The 18,391-nt window shown below is 39.6% G+C and carries 17 protein-coding genes; 12 read left to right on the top strand and 5 right to left on the bottom strand.

The window, feature by feature from the left end:
• Window positions 1-46: 46 nt before the first annotated feature.
• From B4B65_RS11060 to B4B65_RS11050, 3 genes are all read right to left on the bottom strand, one after another.
• Window positions 47-610: a Crp/Fnr family transcriptional regulator gene (locus tag B4B65_RS11060; RefSeq protein ID WP_293915679.1), complete on the bottom strand. Its 564-nt coding sequence runs from the start codon at window positions 608-610 to the stop codon at window positions 47-49.
• A 5-nt stretch (window positions 611-615) separates the two neighbouring features.
• Complete coding sequence (locus B4B65_RS11055) at window positions 616-948, bottom strand: DMT family transporter (RefSeq protein WP_293915678.1); 333 nt, start codon at window positions 946-948, stop codon at window positions 616-618.
• Window positions 949-1,010: 62 nt separating this feature from the next.
• On the bottom strand, window positions 1,011-1,787 hold the full coding sequence (locus B4B65_RS11050) for an AraC family transcriptional regulator (protein ID WP_293915677.1): 777 nt from the start codon (window positions 1,785-1,787) through the stop codon (window positions 1,011-1,013).
• 63 nt (window positions 1,788-1,850) lie between these two features.
• Between B4B65_RS11050 and B4B65_RS11045 the strand changes: the two genes are divergently transcribed.
• The 10 genes from B4B65_RS11045 (at window position 1,851) to B4B65_RS11000 (ending at window position 13,666) form a co-directional block, all read left to right on the top strand.
• A complete protein-coding gene (locus B4B65_RS11045; RefSeq protein WP_293915676.1) occupies window positions 1,851-3,107 on the top strand; it encodes a CynX/NimT family MFS transporter in 1,257 nt (418 codons plus the stop codon).
• Between the two features lie 112 nt (window positions 3,108-3,219).
• On the top strand, window positions 3,220-3,588 hold the full coding sequence (locus B4B65_RS11040) for a hypothetical protein (protein WP_293915675.1): 369 nt from the start codon (window positions 3,220-3,222) through the stop codon (window positions 3,586-3,588).
• Between the two features lie 203 nt (window positions 3,589-3,791).
• Window positions 3,792-4,931, top strand: coding sequence for an efflux RND transporter periplasmic adaptor subunit (locus B4B65_RS11035; protein ID WP_293915674.1), 1,140 nt, complete (start codon window positions 3,792-3,794; stop codon window positions 4,929-4,931).
• Between the two features lie 11 nt (window positions 4,932-4,942).
• Window positions 4,943-9,508, top strand: a complete 4,566-nt coding sequence (locus B4B65_RS11030; protein WP_293915673.1) for an efflux RND transporter permease subunit — start codon at window positions 4,943-4,945, stop codon at window positions 9,506-9,508.
• Window positions 9,509-9,652: 144 nt separating this feature from the next.
• A complete protein-coding gene (locus B4B65_RS11025; protein WP_293915672.1) occupies window positions 9,653-10,198 on the top strand; it encodes a GNAT family N-acetyltransferase in 546 nt (181 codons plus the stop codon).
• 128 nt (window positions 10,199-10,326) lie between these two features.
• Window positions 10,327-10,887: a GNAT family N-acetyltransferase gene (locus B4B65_RS11020; RefSeq protein WP_201679092.1), complete on the top strand. Its 561-nt coding sequence runs from the start codon at window positions 10,327-10,329 to the stop codon at window positions 10,885-10,887.
• Window positions 10,888-10,898: 11 nt separating this feature from the next.
• Window positions 10,899-11,423, top strand: a complete 525-nt coding sequence (locus B4B65_RS11015) for a DUF4269 domain-containing protein (RefSeq protein ID WP_293915671.1) — start codon at window positions 10,899-10,901, stop codon at window positions 11,421-11,423.
• Between the two features lie 118 nt (window positions 11,424-11,541).
• A complete protein-coding gene (locus tag B4B65_RS11010) occupies window positions 11,542-12,417 on the top strand; it encodes a pirin family protein (RefSeq protein ID WP_201679090.1) in 876 nt (291 codons plus the stop codon).
• A 47-nt stretch (window positions 12,418-12,464) separates the two neighbouring features.
• Window positions 12,465-12,776: a GNAT family N-acetyltransferase gene (locus tag B4B65_RS11005; RefSeq protein ID WP_201679089.1), complete on the top strand. Its 312-nt coding sequence runs from the start codon at window positions 12,465-12,467 to the stop codon at window positions 12,774-12,776.
• Window positions 12,777-12,784: 8 nt separating this feature from the next.
• Complete coding sequence (locus tag B4B65_RS11000) at window positions 12,785-13,666, top strand: pirin family protein (RefSeq protein WP_201679088.1); 882 nt, start codon at window positions 12,785-12,787, stop codon at window positions 13,664-13,666.
• 72 nt (window positions 13,667-13,738) lie between these two features.
• On the opposite strand, the gene B4B65_RS10995 is transcribed toward B4B65_RS11000, so the two are convergent.
• Complete coding sequence (locus tag B4B65_RS10995; RefSeq protein WP_293915670.1) at window positions 13,739-14,875, bottom strand: TlpA disulfide reductase family protein; 1,137 nt, start codon at window positions 14,873-14,875, stop codon at window positions 13,739-13,741.
• 92 nt (window positions 14,876-14,967) lie between these two features.
• Entirely contained in the window at window positions 14,968-16,365 is a 1,398-nt protein-coding gene (locus tag B4B65_RS10990) for an alpha-L-fucosidase (protein ID WP_293915669.1), read from the bottom strand.
• Window positions 16,366-16,700: 335 nt separating this feature from the next.
• On the opposite strand from B4B65_RS10990, the gene B4B65_RS10985 reads away from it, so the two are divergent.
• Together B4B65_RS10985 and B4B65_RS10980 are read left to right on the top strand one after the other, a co-directional pair.
• Complete coding sequence (locus B4B65_RS10985) at window positions 16,701-17,258, top strand: AAA family ATPase (RefSeq protein WP_293915668.1); 558 nt, start codon at window positions 16,701-16,703, stop codon at window positions 17,256-17,258.
• Window positions 17,259-17,556: 298 nt separating this feature from the next.
• Entirely contained in the window at window positions 17,557-18,141 is a 585-nt protein-coding gene (locus B4B65_RS10980) for an outer membrane beta-barrel protein (RefSeq protein WP_293915667.1), read from the top strand.
• The last annotated feature ends 250 nt before the right edge of the window (window positions 18,142-18,391 follow it).

Below are 18,391 nucleotides of genomic sequence, written 5' to 3'. Positions count from 1 at the left end.
GTATAAAAGGGTCGGTTACGACACGGTGCCGTCCCTTTTTCAAAAATCAACGTTTATCTGCTCTTATCCGGCTCAGGCTAACCTGTGTGATACCAAGAAATGAAGCGATATATCCAAGCTGCACACGTTGCAACAGATGAGGATAATAATCTATCAGATCCTGATAGCGTTCGGCAGCTGTTTTAAATTCACGGTTTATCATTCGCGTTTCTGTCTTTATCAGTTCCTGCTCTGCAAATTTTCGTCCCCAGTTTGCTATATGAATGTTATTTTCATATAATCGCTGTAAATCACTGGTTTTAAACTGGTATAAAATACAATCTTCCAGAAGTTCGATATACTCATATCCGCTTTTGTGTTCAATATAACTCCGCATAGAGATCAGAGCACTGCCTTCTACTCCAAACCAAAATGTCATTTCTGTATTCTCCAGATAAGCATAAGCCCGGGCTATTCCTTTCCTTATAAAATAAAGTGTATCTTCTACTTTCTCAGCCTCCATCAGCGTATACCCTTTAGGATGAAAAATTTCCGTCACAACTTCCTGAAGCAGAAGCATAGCACTTTCGGGAAGTGGATAGATCTCATTCACAATCTCCTTTAATTCCATAATACTTAATGTGCTGACATTTTGGAAAATACATTGATCACTATCACGCCTGCTATAATCAACGTTAATCCGATGACAGCCGGAAGATCAGGAGTCTGCTTGAAAAGAACTATTCCTACTATAATAATCAGTACAATACCTACACCGGACCATATGGCATAGGCAATTCCGACAGGAATGCTACGGAGGGTCATACTTAAAAAGTAAAAGGCAGCCAGATATCCAAGTACTGTTATAATGGAAGGTTTCAGCTGGGTGAATTGTTCTGATTTTTTTAGAAAAGTGGTTGCAACAATCTCAAAAGCAATAGCAAGCAATAAAAACAGATAACTTTTCATATATGTATTATTTAATATACTGAGATCAAAAGTACAAAAAAAGCAACTCCGCAATTTCAATTTTAAATCAAAAAAGTATGTGGTCTCTCTTTAATAATTATACAAAAACTGTCACTGAAAGCCTGAACACTTTTGTAGCCCACCCTATTGGCGACCTGAGATACGGTATATCTTCCTGTACCCAATAGTTCTACGCTTTTGATTACACGTACCATCTGAATATATTTGGCGAGGGTAATTCCGGTTTCGGACTTGAATATGCGCTGCAGAGAACGTAGAGAAAGGTAGTGCCGCTCTGCTACTTCTGCTACAGTCCAGTTACCGGCAAGATGACCATGAATATATGCGCAGACGCTGATGAGTCGACTATCCTTTGGAGCCGGAATATGCAGGGATAACGAATGCTTCCAAAAATTGGGCATTTCCAATAATATCGCTTTCAAAAATGTGTCTTCCTCTACACAATAATCCGAAATCTTATTCCATTTTTCTGCATAACGAATCATTTCCTTCAATACTGGTGGAACCTGAAATATACGTAACTCATTATAAAATTCCGGGATATCATCCATCCGGTAAAAAATGGTCCGCAATTGTACATGAGAAGCGTCTGTAGAAGTCTTGTGCAACATGTTTGGTGGAATCCATGCAGCATGATTCTGAGGTAACAGATGGATCTTTCCTCCTGCTTCCAGATATTGAAATCCTTTCTCCACGTATACAAACTGAGCCACACGATGGCCATGCACAGCGTGCGCATGTACCCAGTTGTTATCAAACCATACATAGGATTCTTTACCTATCGAATCCAGTAATTCATTGCTTAATGAAATATCCACTTATGTCGTTATAGATGTAATTATTGGCAAATTTAATTAAAATAACCATTTTACATTTGTATTATGCAATCAGAATTAATCACATCCTCAAAAAAAAGATCGCGGATACGCTTTGAAATCAGAAATCCTTACCTGCGGATTTTGTCTTTCTTAGGAGTCATATTTGTGGCAACCAATCTACGTTCTCCTCTCTCAGCAGTAGGTCCTGTCATGAATGAAATCATTAACGTTCTTCACTTGTCAAATATTGAAGCCGGATTATTAACAGCAGTTCCTCTGGCTGTATTTGCCGGACTATCCAGCGCAATAGGTCAATTTGCGATAAAATATAAGATGGAAAAACTTATTCTCATCAGTCTACTCGTATTGATCGTCGGGCTGTGGGCAAGAATATCAGGAAATAATCTTTGGTTATTTACCGGCTCAGCTCTTGTAGGTATAGGTATATGTGTCTCCAATGTATTAATGCCGGCTTTTATCAAGAAAAATTTTCCGGAGAAGGTTGGTGTAATGACTGGTATATACTCCGTAGCCATGAATCTTTCTGCAGCTCTCGCTGCCGGTCTGAGTATTAGTATCGGTCGCTGGACGCAATCCGGATGGCAAGGCTCTTTGGGAATATGGATTATTCCGGCGGCGCTCACGCTTATGATCTGGTTGCCACAGCTTTTCAATGTCAATGCTTCCGGAAAACCAACCGTGGCGACATCTTCTGAAAATCATAAAATTGCTATTTTTAAATCCAGACAGGCATGGAATATCAGCATATTCATGGGATTACAATCGCTGATGTACTATTCGATAGCAGCCTGGTTGCCTGCTGTTCTGATGGATTATGGAATGGACACCAATACTGCCGGCTGGGTGCTATTCTACTTTCAGTTAGCTATGCTTCCGGTGACATTTCTGGGTCCGGTTATAGCAAGCAAGATGAAGCAGCAAAGCTTATTAATCTGGATTCTGAGCTTTTCCATGTTAGCGGGACTTATACTGATCATCGTTTTCCGTTTAAAATTTATCTACCCGGCAGTCGTACTCTTCGGATTAGCGAACGGACTATCTTTTAGCTTGTCCATGCTGTTTTTTTCTCTGCGAACAGAACACGCTCATACGGCCATACAAATTTCCGGCATGTCACAGTCCGTTGGTTATCTTATTGCCGCATTCGGACCTCCGGTATTTGGTAAACTTTATGATATCACCCGTATATGGAATGCTTCTTTCTATTTTTTGATCGTAACAGTCTTACTGATGCTGATCTTTGGGCTGTATGCTGCTAAAGACCGCAGCATTGAATCTGATTTCAAAAACAAAAACTGAAAAAGACAACTTTATTAAGACTTAAACCTCAGATAATGAAAGTATGACATAATTTTGTAACAAAAAGGGGGCAATTATGCGAATTGACCCTCCTTTTGATATATTTGTAAAGATGTCTAAACAGTTATTAGGTTTGCTGATGCTCTTCTTTTACATGAATGCAATTGCATATCATGAAACTTGTGTTTTGGACAAAGTTGACAATGATATCCACTCAGGTGTTACATTGGTCAATATTATTCTGGATGACCTTCTGGACCTACCGGCAAACAACGAACAGGAAACTTCTGATTTCCAATACGATGAATACAGAACAGCGAATCACGCAAATGCGATTCTCCCCATTCTTCTGATCGTCTTCTATCTGCCGAGAGTTTTGAAAACGGATACGCTCCGTGCCCCAATATCAAAACGTATTAATAAAATAATTCCCCTTCAATTGGGTTATTATCAATATCTTTTTAGATTGAAACCATTCTAGACCAATCTCGTTTCCCACTTCTTTCCTAATTTATAATCAAACTTTGTTTCGGATTTAGATTTTTCTTTTAGTTCCGGCAACAGCCTTTGATTCGAATCTGTATCCTTTTTATCTAAACATATTTACCGAGGTACCGTATTGCAGACACCTGCTCCTTCATGTGTTTTCAGCTATACTGCTTCATTTAAACATTTTTTTAAGATATGAAACCAAATTTCATCCGTTCCCTTATTTTTTCATCTCTGGCAATTGTGCTTTATTCCTGCCAGGAATCCCAGTCATCTGAATCATCAAAAGATGAAATCTCTGTTATCCCAACGACAACTGTCATCCGTCTGGATACCACTATTACACAAGATTATGTAACAGATATACAAGCTGTCAAAAATGTAGAGTTACGCTCCCGCCTTAATGGTTTTCTGGAAAAAATATATGTGGATGAAGGTGATTTTGTCCGCAAAGGTCAAATATTATTCACCCTCAACGCAGAAGAATTTCGCACGGAATTAGCAAAGGCTAATGCCATGCTCAATAATGCTATTGCTGATGCTAAAAAAGCAAGTCTTGAAGCCGATCAGACACGAATCTTATTGCAAAAAAATATTATTTCCAAAACTGAAATGGATCTGGCAAAAGCGAAACTTCAGGCAGCTGAATCCAAGATAGATGAAGCAAAATCTTTAGTGCAATTTGCCAAAACAAAACTAAGTCAATGTTCAATTCGCGCACCTTTTGATGGAAACATAGACCGCATATTACTCAGAGAAGGTTCTTTACTTACAGAAGGATCTCTGCTGACCACTATCTCAGACAATAAACAGGTATATGCCTATTTCGACATTACTGAACAACAATTTTTATCTATGGCAGCAGACACCAGCAGCAGTAATACATTCAAAACTCCTGTTCAGTTAACATTAGCGAATGGCGAAATCTATCCTTTATCAGGAGTAGCAGAACTAGCTGAAACAGAATTCAATAATGAAACCGGAACAATTTCACTACGTGCAAAATTTTCGAATCCGAATAAGACGCTTCGTCATGGTGCATCAGGAAATATCAACTTTCCTATCCGGATGGATAATATAATAGCCGTTCATCAAAAGGCTGTATTTGAAATTCAGGACCGAACTTTTGTCTACACTGTTGGCAAGGACAATATCATCAAAATGACCTCTTTTATTCCCGGTCCACGCATCGGACATTATTATGTGGTCAATTCCGGATTAGATCAGGATCAACAGGTTGTATATGAAGGTACACAAGGTCTGAAAGACGGAAGTGTCATTCAGCCACAACTTATCTCCGAAGAACAAAGCAAATTAGCGCATAACCCTCAATAATAGCTGTACAGATGTTTGATATATTCATTAAACGACCCATATTATCACTGGTCATATCGGTATTTATTACCTTACTGGGATTATTATCCCTGTTTACCTTACCCGTCACCCAGTTTCCGGATATTGTACCACCTTCTGTTGTGGTTACAGCCAATTATACCGGAGCCAATGCAGAAGTAAGTACCAATGCTGTAGCTATTCCTCTGGAAAAAGCCATTAACGGTGTGGCAGGTATGACGTCTATGTCTACTGTCAGTACCAACAATGGAAATACATTGATTCAGATCTTTTTTAAAGTAGGTACAGATCCTGATATTGCCGCAGTAAACGTGCAAAACCGTGTGACTACGGTATTAGATGAGTTACCGGAAGAAGTTATTAAAGCAGGGGTAACTACAGAGAAAGAAGTCAACAGTATGCTGATGTACCTCAATATCTTCAGTGAGGATAAAAATGCAGACGAAAGATTTATCTATAACTTCACGGATATCAACATTTTAAAAGAGCTGAAGCGTATTGAAGGTGTAGGTTTTGCACAGATTATGGGTATGCGCGATTATGCGATGCGTATCTGGCTCAAACCCGACCGGCTGGCGGCTTATAATATCAGTACAGATGAAGTCATCAATTCCTTACGCTCCCAAAATATAGAAGCTGCTCCGGGACAAACAGGTATCGGATCCGATAAAGTAGTCAATATGCAGCAATATGTATTGCGCTATACCGGAAAATTTACGGAGGCATCTGAATACGAAAATATTCCGATCAGGGCTAATGCGGATGGATCTGTCCTTCGTATCAAAGACATTGCTACATTGGAATTCGGATCTCTGGATTACGAAATGGTTTCTAAAACAGACGGACGCCCTTCAGCATCTATCATGATGAAACAGCTTCCCGGATCTAATGCCCAGGATGTGATCAATAATGTAAAGAAACGGATGGCCGAACTAAAGGAAAGCAGTTTTCCTCCCGGCATGACGTACACAATGGGGTATGATGTTTCCAGATTCCTGGATGCGTCTATCAGTAGTGTTATTACAACCTTAATAGAAGCATTTTTACTTGTTTTCCTGGTTGTATTTATTTTCCTTCAGGACTTCAGGTCTACTCTTATTCCTGCTCTGGCAGTTCCGGTTTGTCTTATTGGTGCCTTGTTCTTTATGCAGATGCTGGGCTTTTCGATCAATCTCCTTACCCTGTTTGCACTCGTACTTGCCATTGGTATTGTAGTCGATAATGCGATAGTAGTAGTAGAAGCAGTATATGCCAAGATGGAAGATGATGAATCTCTGACTCCACGTGAAGCTACCTTTGCAGCAATGAAAGAAGTAGGTTCGGCGATTATTGCGATTACACTGGTGATGTCTGCTGTATTTATACCGGTAGCATTTCTTTCCGGGCCGGTCGGTATATTCTACCGTCAGTTTTCATTAACACTGGCATCTGCTATCGTGATTTCAGGAATCAATGCCCTGACGCTGACTCCTGCACTCTGTGCCCTTATGCTCAAATCCCCTCACGGAAAAGAAAAGAAAAACAACCTTTTAAACCGTTTTTTCAATGGGTTTAATAAATGGTACAACAATACTTCCGGAAAATATGCCGTCATCGTCCGCACTATAGCCAGCAGACGGGTCATCACCACCGGACTACTTATCATATCATTTGTCGCTACCTGGGGAATGAGCAGTATTCTTCCGGGAGGATTTATCCCGACAGAAGATCAGGGTATGATCTATGTCAATGTCACGACTCCTCCGGGAGCAACTGTAGATCGTACAGAAGCTGTGATGAATGAAATTGACCGGGTTAGCAGAGAGTTGAAACCAGTAGAAACGGTTTCTACATTATCTGGTTACAGTCTCGTGAATGAAGTATCAGGCTCATCCTACGGAATGGGGATGATCAACCTGACCAGCTGGTCCGATCGGGAACAAAACGTATGGCAGATAATAGAAGAGCTTAAAACAAAAACGAAGCACATCAAGGATGCGCAAATTGAGTTCTTCCCTCCTCCTACAGTTCCGGGATTCGGAAACTCATCCGGTTTTGAGCTTCGTGTACTGGATCGTTCCGGTAAAGATGATCTGACAGCCTTTTCAAAAATCCTCGAAACATTCATGGAGGATCTGAAGAATACACCGGAAGTAGGTAATGTATTTACATCTTTCGAAACGAATTTCCCTCAATACATGCTTCATATAGATTATGATCTGGCCGCAAAAAAGGGTATATCGGTGGAGAACTCCATGAACACACTTCAGACTTTGATGGGAAGTTTCTATGCGACCAACTTTATTCGTTACGGACAGATGTATAAAGTAATGGTACAGGCTGATGCGATGTATCGTCAGAAGCCGGAAGATGTTCTCAAACTGTTTGTTAAAAATGATAAAGGTGAAATGGTTCCTTTCTCTGCATTTATGCGTATGGAAAGAGTGTATGGTCCTGAACAAATTACACGGTACAATATGTTTGCTTCAGCCATGCTCAACGGAGATCCTGCAGATGGGTACAGCTCCGGGCAAGTGATTAGTGCAATAGAACGTGTAGCTAAGGAAAAACTGCCTGCGGGTTATACATTTGAATGGTCAGGTATGACCAAAGAGCAGAAAGCTTCCGGTAATCAGGCCGTTTATATCTTTGGTATCTGTCTTCTGTTTGTATACCTACTTCTGTGTGCACAATACGAAAGTTTCCTGTTACCATTACCTGTGTTATTCTCACTGCCTGCCGGAATATTCGGTGCGTTTCTTTTCCTTAAAGTATTTGGACTGGATAACAATATTTACGCACAAGTAGCCTTAGTCATGCTTATCGGATTGTTGGGTAAAAATGCTATTCTGATTATTGAATATGCGGTAATCAAACACAAGCAAGGACTTTCCGTTATAGAAGCTGCTATTGAAGCCGCTGTTATGCGTCTTCGTCCTATCTTGATGACTTCCTTTGCTTTTGCAGCAGGTCTGGTACCGTTGGCGATGGCGTCAGGTGCAGGTGCATTAGGTAATCGCTCTATCGGACTGGCCGCACTGGGCGGAATGCTTATCGGTACTATATTCGGAGTTCTGATCATTCCTGGATTGTATGTATTATTTAATGCGGATGGTAAAAAAGACAAGAAAAAGACAGGTAGAAAAATAGTCGAACCTGTTGCCGGAATAGTTCTGATATTAGTCCTGTTTTCAGCATGTAAGGTTCGTTCTGATGTAAGAGACAGTTATATTCCATCCAAAATACCAGTTACGGATACCGCAGCGATAGACAGTGCATTTATTCATAATTTACATTGGAATACTTTTTTCAAAGATGAAAACCTGAGACAGCTTATTGATACTGCTCTTGTACGTAGTCCAGACCTTGGTGAGGCTTTGGAACGTATCGAATTCAGCAAGTCAAAATTACATTTACGTAAGGGGGAGCAACTCCCTCAGGTAGATGCCGCTATCGAAGGAAGTTTAAGCCGGTTTGGAGACTACACAATAGATGGAACAGGGATATTTGATCAGAATCTTTCCGATAATATTTCCGGAAAGAAAGTAATTCCCAATCCTGTTCCGGATTATTTTATAGGTATACGTTCGGTTTGGGAACTGGATATCTGGGGTAAATTACGTAATCTGAAAAATGCAGCTCTACATGAGTATTTGGCAAGCTATGAAGGCAGGAAGCTGGTTCAGTCTGAATTAGTCACTTCCATCGCTACGCGATATTATGATCTGGTAGCTCTGGATGCTGAGCAGATTGCTATTCAGGAAAATATAAAACTTCAGTCCAAAAGTCTGGAGATTATGGAAGTCATGAAAAAGGCCGGAACAGCGAATTCACTTAGTGTCAGCCAGTTTCAGGCAGCATTACTACAGGCGAAAGCCAGAGAGAAAAAAGGTCTTCAACAAATCCGGGAGATCGAAAATGAGATCAATTACCTTATCGGACGTTTTAATGGTGACATTATCCGTACACCGTTGACCGCTCATAATAGTCCTGTATTTTCCAATATCAGACCAGAGCATGCCGATCAGTTACTGGCTTCGCGACCGGATATCAGACAGGCTGGCTTACAGCTTATTGCTGCAGGATTGGAAACTGATGCCGCTAAAGCTAATCTCTATCCGTCACTGGTACTCGCTCCTCAGTTGGGTGTCAACTCCTTCCGTATTGAAAAGTTGCTGTCATCTTCCTCACTGGCTTACAGTCTTATCGGAGGATTATCGGGCCCTATCCTGAATCGTACAGCTCTCCATGCAACGTATGACCAGTATAAAGCTAACTATGGTATCCAATTCTATCAGTACGAAAAGACTGTTCTTAAAGCCTGGCAGGAACTTTACAGCCAGCTGGAAGTTCAGGACTATGCACGTGAAAGACAAGATATGCTTAGCAAACAGGTTGACGTCCTGAATGAAGCAGCACAGGTATCAAATGACCTGTTTATAGCGGGTCGTGCAACTTATCTGGATATATTAAGTGCTCAAAAATCAGCACTTGAAGCCAGCATAGATAAAATTGAAAGCCGAAAAGAAAATATACTTATTCAATTGAACATTTATAAAGCCCTCGGAGGAGGCTGGTAATTTTTTCCCAATCTTGTATTTTGACAGAGCTTTCCGGAAACGGAACAGCTCTGTTTTTTTATAGCGTTGACTGTAATACGGATACAGACTGTTCAGGAATATATACTATATTTACTCCTGACCGCTTACAGAATACGAAAATAAATGGAAGACAGACATATAATAGGTATTAAGGATCTTATTATTAGAAAGGAAGAAGAGCCGGATATGGCTGAAGTATTTCATGTGAATGTTACGGCCTTTAAACAGGAAGATGAAGCAAAACTGGTGGATGCATTGCGATTAAGTGATGCTTATGTGCCTAAACTATCTCGGGTAGCTGTTTACAATGCAGAGGTAATTGGTCATGTGATGTTTACAAAAATTACTATTGAAAATAAAGAAAATGCTACCGAAAGTCTGGCACTAGCTCCTGTTGCGGTATTGCCTGAATTTCAGAATATGAAAATCGGACAACGGCTAATCGATGAAGGACTGTCCATAGCCAGGGAAATGGGTTTCCGCTCTGTTATTGTACTTGGAAATCCTGCATATTATATGCGTTTTGGTTTTGCGCCTGCGATTAACTGGAACATAAAGCCTCCGTTTGATGTTCCTTCTGAAAATTTCATGGCCCTCGAATTACAGGAAGCAGCTTTGGAGCAAGTGTATGGGTTAGTCAGGTATTCTGCTCCGTTTGGAATTTCCTGATCCCGATAAAACTCCTTTTAGTATTTTTCCAACCAATAGTTCCTTTATTGCACTGGTCACTATCCGGGCCAATCCTGAAAAATTTCGTATACTTGAAAATATAGTCAGTTACAAAAAATTTAATACATATGTATATCAGACCCGCTCAACCTTCAGATCTAGCCGTTCCGGTTTTAATGCTTTTAGCAATGGAAGATATTATTTACAAATTTATCGGAAACCGCGATCAGCAACAGGCCATTGAATTTCTTACCGGATTCTTTCAGGATACCAACAATCAATATAGTTATACCAATACTTTTGTCGCTATAGATGAAAATGGTAAAATAGCGGGATCTGTAACAGCCTATGATGGAGACAGACTGGACGAACTTCGTGCCCCGGTAATTACTGCAGTAACTCAACACTACAAGCAACAAATTAACTTTGAAAAAGAAACAGAAGGTGGTGAACTCTATCTGGATACAGTCGCTGTAGCTCCGGATCAGCAAGGAAAAGGTGTAGGAAGTGCATTGATCAGATACATTATAGACTACGCGAAACAACAGCACTTTGATAAAGTAGGTTTACTGGTTGATCTGTCCAATCCTAATGCACAACGCCTGTATGAACGAATAGGATTTCAGTTGGGCAAGCAAAGACCTTTTATCGGAGGAAATTATTATCATATGTTCTACCCTGTTAAATAGCCGGACTGCTTTTGAACTTTACTACGATACATTATCTCCAAAAAGGGAATGTTGTACAGCAGCAAATATATCAACTGCTGCAAAAACATGGGATATTTGACCTGTTGGCTGTATATCATCCAATCCTGGCAGGAACTTATCCCCTAGCAATCAACATTGACTCAAGCGATCTGGATATTATTTGTGAGGTACAGGATTTTCACAGTTTTCAGGAGTTGCTTTTCAAAGAGTTTGCAGAAGAAGAAGACTTCAACATGCGGGAGAAAGTAATTTATAATGAGCCTTCTGTGATTTGTAATTTTAAACTGGGTGGCTTTGAGTTTGAAATTTTTGGTCAAAACGTCCCCACCACCAGACAGTATGCTTACAGGCATCTGATCATTGAGTACCACTTATTGGAGACACACGATGATCAATTCCGAGAAAAAATTATTGAATTGAAAAAGCAGGGCATTAAAACAGAACCTGCCTTTGCAAGATTGCTCGGATTGGAAGGAGACCCATACTTAGCGCTGTTAGAACTGGAAAAACTATAATATTATCTTCAGGTATTCAGACATAACTGAAATTTACTGATTATTTCTTATCTTACATCAATGCCAGACCGCTTTGACAGGGGTACTTTTGTACTATACTACTTTAATATTTAATGATATGAGTACAAGAACAATAGAAACTGTGATAGCCCCTCAGGGAGCACACTTTGTAGGAGACGGCTTTCGGGTGCACAACTTCATTCCGGGTATTGCCCCACTAAGCATGCAACGCATGAGTCCTTTTCTTCTTTTGGATTACAACGCCCCTTATATATTTCCGCCTTCTGACAAACTAAAAGGCGTGGGTGTACATCCGCACAAAGGATTTGAAACCGTGACTATAGCTTATAAAGGTCGTGTCGCGCATCACGACAGCAGCGGTGGTGGTGGTGTTATTGATGCGGGAGATGTACAGTGGATGACAGCTGCGTCTGGTATATTGCACAAAGAATACCATGAAGAATCGTTCAGTAAAAGTGGCGGAGAATTTCAAATGGTACAACTGTGGGTCAATCTACCTTCGACTGACAAAAAATCCAGTCCGAAGTATCAGGCAATAACAAATGCAGACATGACACGCGTCCCTCTGAACAATGAAAAGAGTTATGTAGAGGTGATAGCGGGAACATACGAAGGTCATAACGGGCCGGCGACGACATTTACGCCGGTTAATCTGATGAATGCTCACCTTACGAAAGGTGGAAAAGCGCATTTTTCATTCCCTTCACATTATAATACAGCGGTATTGGTTATTGAAGGAGCTGTTACTGTAAATAACACAGCAGTAGACACCGATAATTTTGTACTCTTCGAAAACAATGGGGAAGAATTTGATGTTGAAGCTACTGAGGATGCAATTGTATTGGTATTGAGTGGTCAGCCTATCGATGAGCCAATATTTGCACATGGACCATTTGTTATGAATACACGTGAAGAAATAATGGAAGCTTTTGATGATTATAACAAAGGCAAATTCGGATATCTGGAAGATTAAATATTCCGCATTGTCCCCCATTTTTATTAAAATCAAAACGAGATATTATGAAAGAAGAATTTTTAACAATCCCTTTGGTGAAAAATGAAACGGATCATCAGTACGAAATAACAATTGATGGCAGCAAGGCTTTTATCACCTATCGTGAAAATCCAGTTATGATCACACTTTTGCATACTGAAGTGGAACCTGCTCTGCAGGGAAACGGAGCTTCTACTGCAGTAATAGAAAAGACGCTGGATGCAATAGAGCAAAGTGGAAAAAAACTAAACCCCTTATGTCCGCTGGTTGTAGCTTATATTAAGCGACATCCCGAATGGAAAAGAATAGTAATAGACCAGAGCAAATCATTAGATTAATTTTAACTATGTCAAACATTGGATTAATAATTGAAGAGAGAGCCGCTGACATCGGCAATTTTATGGTGGGAAGACTGCTCCCTTTTACACAGAAGCGGGCGGTCGGACCTTTCGTATTCATCGATCATATGGGGCCGGCGGCATTGAAAGATTACCAAAATCTGGATGTACCTCCTCATCCGCATATCGGTTTATCGACTTTAACCTACCTGTTTGAAGGGTCTATTTTTCACAGAGACAGTATAGGGTCTGCTGTAGAGATACAACCAGGAGCTGTTAACTGGATGACAGCAGGAAAAGGTGTAGTACATTCTGAACGTACACCAGAATATCTTCGCCATACGGACAAGCATCTGCATGGCTTACAGATTTGGGTAGCACTTCCAAAAGAACTGGAAGAATCTGAACCTACATTTACACATGTAGAAGCAACGGAGATCCCGGCATGGGAACAAGATGGTGTACAGATAAAACTGATCGCCGGTGAGGCTTTCGGAAAAAAATCTCCTGTGCCGGTGCATAGTCCCTTATATTTTATTGAAATAAAAAGTACAAAAGCAGCAAAACTTAGTATAGGAAATGATCTTTTTGGGGAAAGCGGACTTTATATTCTGGAAGGTGAAATCAAAAGTGAAGGAAATACCTATTCACCTAAACACATCTTGATTGCAAAAGATTCTAAGTTATGCGAATTTGAGATAGGAGAAAATACAACGGTATACATTTTTGGCGGAGAAGCCTTTCCTGAACAAAGGTATATTCACTGGAATTTTGTGAGTTCGGACAGAGAGCTGATCGAACAGGCGAAACACGACTGGAAAGATCAGAAATTTCCAAAAGTACCCGGAGAAACAGAATTTGTACCGCTGCCCGCCTCTTCTCTGAAGTAGCCGGCATAGTTAAAATAAAAGAGGGAATCTGAATAAGATTCCCTCTTTTATGTATAGAAATTCTGAAGACATCTATTTTAATAATTCTTCTAATTTCTTATGCAACTCTTCACCTCTAAGATTACTTGCCAGAATCTTTCCATCCGGACCTATCAGGTAATTTTGAGGAATAGACCGTATACCATACAATTTAGCAGCTGCATTATTCCAAAATTGTAAATCGCTGACCTGTGTCCATGTCAACTGATCCTTTTCAATTGCTTGTAACCAGTTTTCTTTTTTACCCGGTTGATCCAGGGAAACTCCGAGCACGGTAAAGTTTTTATCTTTATATTTCTGAAAAGCTGCTACTACATTCGGATTTTCAGCACGGCACGGCCCGCACCAGGAAGCCCAAAAATCCAATAACACATACTTACCTTTAAAATCAGAGAGTTTTACAGGTTTATCATTCACATCATTCTGTGTGAAATCCGGAGCAGACGAACCAATAGCAGTTGCTTTAGCTGCAGCGATCTGTTGAGCGAATGACTGGCCGGCAGCTGTGTTTTTTATTTCAGCAGTGAGTTTATTATAAAGTCCTTCTAATTTTACTACGTCAAAATCCTGATAAGATATATCCTGAATAGCCTGCAAACTAAAATATGATGCCGGATTATTCTTTGCATAATCCTCCTGTAATGCGCTTTTTTCATTCGCATATTTCATATATTCATCACGCAGGGCATTTGAGTAAGCCGTATCTTTCTGCTGTTCTTCAGTGGAATTTCTAAACGTTGTACTTACACGGTTCATTTCACTGTTAACCGTTTTGAGCAACTGCGCATATTGACTGTATTGGTCCTGAATAGCAGTTCCCTTAACAACTGCATTTTTGATGGAATCGGTGATATTGATTGTTGTCTGTCCCTTATCAACATAAATAGAAAGCGCATCAGAGGGAGCTCCATTTTTTTTACGTCCTTCGTGTTCATGATCGTATATCAGATACACTGCAGTAGGTCCGTCTACCGTACCCTGAAACTGGAATGCTCCGTCTTTGACATCTACTGAATCCAGTACCTGCATTTTTGCATTGCGGATAGAAAGATATATCTGTGATTTTTCTTTTGGTTTTTCGATCTTTCCAATGATCGAATACGTATTACTTTGAGCAGAGGCCAGTACAGGCAGACTGAGTAATAGGGCGATGGCGGTCTTTTTTATCATATATTTAAAATTAGTAATGCGTATAAAATTATAAGTTTCCTTTTATCATTCAAAATGCGCAAAATAAAAACGGGGCTTTCGCCCCGAAATTATCAGTCATTCAATATAAGTTCGATTACAGGTATTTCTACATTAGGCTTCACAACCGGAAGATCCATAATAAGGTCCCCCTCTCCTGCAGTTATAGCCATGTGTTCTCCGGCTGCGGCACTACTTCGTGAAGTATATTTAATCTCCGAATTATCGTGCAGGAACTGAGCATATTTAACTTTATCCTTGAATCCCGGAAGATATAACGTTTTAAAAGGCCACTGCAACAAATGAATATACATTCGCTTAGTATCAGGATTATAGGTCAGAAAAGTATTATCCGGCTTCTGGAATCCTTCAGGAGCCGCTGTACAGCCGTAGATAGATTTGCTGTTGTATTTCATCCATTTCCCCATTTCTTCCAGTCGGTTTGTCGCTCTGTCATCAAAGTACCCTCGTGCTGTAGGTCCTACATTCAAAAGCAGATTTCCACCTTTGCTCACCACTTCGATCAGCATGGCAATAAGCTGATTTGTGCTTTTCCAGGTATTCTCGTCTCTGTGATACCCCCATGACCCTGAAAATGTCTGGCATGTCTCCCAGGCCACTTTCTTTCCATTATGCTCTGGCCATTTATTAGGCATAAACTGCTCCGGTGTCTTATAATCCCATCCCCAGTCTTTATCCATCAGATCAAGCCTGTCGTTCATAATGATTTGTGGCTGAAGTTCTCTGGCCAGCTTAACAAGTCCTTCACTATCCCAGTCGTTATGTCCCTTACCGTCTTTTCCGGGATAAGAGAAATCCCAAAACAGCATATCAATTTTACCGTAGTCTGTAAGTAACTCACGCACCTGATCTTTCAGAAACTTGCGGTAGTTATCCATATTGCGGTTAGCGTTACTTTTTCTAGCTTCCTGATTGTTGCGTAAAGCGTGTGTGCCATCAATTGTAAAATCAGGATGATGCCAGTCTATGACAGAATAATAAAACCCTATCTTCAATCCTTCGGCACGACAAGCCTCAACAAATGGTTTTAGCAAATCCTGTTTAGCGGGTGTATTGGGAGCTTTGTAATCACTTACCTTTGTATCCCATAAACTGAATCCTTCGTGGTGTTTTGCTGTTATAACTACATACTTCATCCCGGCTTTCTTAGCATAGGCAGCCCATTCCTTTGGATTATAAAGATCCGGATCAAACAGATTGAAATATTTATCCTTATACTTCTCCGTACTGATTTGTTCCATCTGCTGAATCCATTCATGACGGGCCGGCACAGCATACAATCCCCAGTGAATAAACAATCCGAAGCGATCATGTGTCCACCATTTCATTCGGTTTTCTTTGTCATCATTGGCTTTTTGTGCCCAGGAAGGAGTTTTATCTTGTGCGTGTAACTGGCTGACAGATAACAATCCCAGCATTAAGCACACTTTCAGGAAACTTCGTTTTCTCATAGTACTTGCGTTTATATTGGCTCTATCACAATATTAACGAAAACTCTTTAAACTGACAAGCACACAATTTATGCAATCGATTGTTTAATCATCCTATATCTGACATAATCATGATAATAGCTATGTTCTTCATTTTCTGTTTTTTATTATTTTTGAAATACAATTTGTTATACGGATTAAAACCGATAAATAGCCAGATAATTCCCTTCCCATTTGGCAACTGTATATCTCCCATAAAATACGAATCAAACATTTTTAACACTAATCCGGATACAGTTTACACTGAGCAAATTATCAAAGAGCACACTCCCTTTTATTAAAGAAGCAAAACTTATATGAATACCTTTGAAAGAAATAATTTTTACATCATTACAGGTGGTCCGGGCGTTGGAAAGACTACCTTAATAGAAACGCTTAAAAACGATGTACAAATCGTAGCTGAAGTAGCCCGCCAGATTATTAAAGAGCAGATTCAATGCAAAGGACTGGCGCTTCCATGGGCTGAATACCAGGCATATGCAAAATTGATGTTTGATTACTCTGTACGCGATTTCCTCCACTTCAACAGTCAGCATCATAATCAAATTACACTGTTTGATCGAGGAATACCGGACACATTGTGCTATTTAGAAATGCTTGGTGAAAAAATCCCCATTCAAATGGAGAATGTTGCCAAACATTACCGCTATAATCCTAAAGTATTTATTTTACCACCCTGGAAAGATATCTTTGAACAGGATGATGAAAGAAAACAATCCTGGGACGAAGCCGAGCAGACCTATTATTATATGAAACAGACCTATGAGAAATATGGATATCACTTGATTGATGTTCCCAAAGTATCGCTTGATGAACGCAGAACCTTTATACTTGAGCACCTGCAGCTTGTTTAAACATTCCTCAATTCACTGACAAGATTTCCATAAAACTGACATTTCTATCAAAATGGTCAAAATGTCATACTTTTGAAACACTGAACTTCTCCCATTAAGAAATCATTAAAAATTTATTAATAAAAAATATAAGACTGACTACCAGACAAATAAGACAAAAACAACTATATAAAGCAATTTTTTAAAAACTGGCACGTTGGGAATGGCACAAACATTGACTATTAGTATGAAACGGTCAGAAAGTAAACATAAATAGATCGTTTATTAATAAGTAAAATACAATTAAAAATTTGTAAACATGAAAAAATTATTCTTAACATTAACTGCCATTACAGCTTTAACATTTGCAGCTAACGCACAAACAGAAAAAGGTAAATTCATTGTTGGAGGTCAGGTTGGCTTCTCTACTTCAAAAATTCAAGATACAGATATCAAAAGCAGCAGCTTTTCTATTATGCCACAAGTAGGTTATTTCGTAAGTGACAACTTCGCAATAGGTACAGGAGTTGGTTATGAATACAACAAATCAGAAACAACAACTGAAAATGTAAATGATGCTTTCAAAGTTGCTCCATACGGACGTTATTACCTGGGTGAAGGACCAGTTAAGTTCTTCGGACAGTTAACAGTTCCAATGGCATGGGGTAATCAAAAAGTAGATGATGTAAAAACAAACAAAACTACAAATTACGGAGTTGAAGTAGCACCAGGTTTTGCATACTTCCCTACTTCTAAAATCGGAATCGAATTTAAAGTAAGAGGTTTGTACTATAATCATGGTCAGGTCGAAAACATTGCGACAGATACAAAGGTGAAAACAAATACATTCGGTTTGGATGCAAATTCTTTAGCACCTACAATCGGCGTACAATTCCACTTTTAATATTTAATATTAACAAACAAACGGAGATGAGGTATCTGGAAACAGATATCTCATTTTTTTTGTGCTTATAATTTGATTTTACCACTGTGTATTAACTCTTTCAAAGGAAACTATTGCTATCAGGTGAAGCTCTTGAAATCCTATCGCTGATTTTAGACATGTGATCTATAACAAGACAATGTCTGCTATTTGGTTTGTATAAAATAAAAAAGTCCGCAAACCGAGCGGTTGCGAACTTTCTATTAACCAA

The sequence above is a fragment of the Sphingobacterium sp. UBA5789 genome, from assembly GCF_002418355.1.
GTDB lineage: Bacteria > Bacteroidota > Bacteroidia > Sphingobacteriales > Sphingobacteriaceae > Sphingobacterium.
The sequence above is the reverse complement of the archived record's forward strand: the minus strand, read 5'-3'. Positions and strand labels throughout refer to the sequence as shown.

Coding starts and splice junctions, on each gene's coding strand:
- B4B65_RS11060 (WP_293915679.1), bottom strand. CDS start 610: ATGGAATTAAAGGAGATTGTGAATGAGATCTATCCACTTCCCGAAAGT.
- B4B65_RS11055 (WP_293915678.1), bottom strand. CDS start 948: ATGAAAAGTTATCTGTTTTTATTGCTTGCTATTGCTTTTGAGATTGTT.
- B4B65_RS11045 (WP_293915676.1), top strand. CDS start 1,851: ATGCAATCAGAATTAATCACATCCTCAAAAAAAAGATCGCGGATACGC.
- B4B65_RS11040 (WP_293915675.1), top strand. CDS start 3,220: ATGTCTAAACAGTTATTAGGTTTGCTGATGCTCTTCTTTTACATGAAT.
- B4B65_RS11035 (WP_293915674.1), top strand. CDS start 3,792: ATGAAACCAAATTTCATCCGTTCCCTTATTTTTTCATCTCTGGCAATT.
- B4B65_RS11030 (WP_293915673.1), top strand. CDS start 4,943: ATGTTTGATATATTCATTAAACGACCCATATTATCACTGGTCATATCG.
- B4B65_RS11025 (WP_293915672.1), top strand. CDS start 9,653: ATGGAAGACAGACATATAATAGGTATTAAGGATCTTATTATTAGAAAG.
- B4B65_RS11020 (WP_201679092.1), top strand. CDS start 10,327: ATGTATATCAGACCCGCTCAACCTTCAGATCTAGCCGTTCCGGTTTTA.
- B4B65_RS11010 (WP_201679090.1), top strand. CDS start 11,542: ATGAGTACAAGAACAATAGAAACTGTGATAGCCCCTCAGGGAGCACAC.
- B4B65_RS11005 (WP_201679089.1), top strand. CDS start 12,465: ATGAAAGAAGAATTTTTAACAATCCCTTTGGTGAAAAATGAAACGGAT.
- B4B65_RS11000 (WP_201679088.1), top strand. CDS start 12,785: ATGTCAAACATTGGATTAATAATTGAAGAGAGAGCCGCTGACATCGGC.
- B4B65_RS10995 (WP_293915670.1), bottom strand. CDS start 14,875: ATGATAAAAAAGACCGCCATCGCCCTATTACTCAGTCTGCCTGTACTG.
- B4B65_RS10990 (WP_293915669.1), bottom strand. CDS start 16,365: ATGAGAAAACGAAGTTTCCTGAAAGTGTGCTTAATGCTGGGATTGTTA.
- B4B65_RS10985 (WP_293915668.1), top strand. CDS start 16,701: ATGAATACCTTTGAAAGAAATAATTTTTACATCATTACAGGTGGTCCG.
- B4B65_RS10980 (WP_293915667.1), top strand. CDS start 17,557: ATGAAAAAATTATTCTTAACATTAACTGCCATTACAGCTTTAACATTT.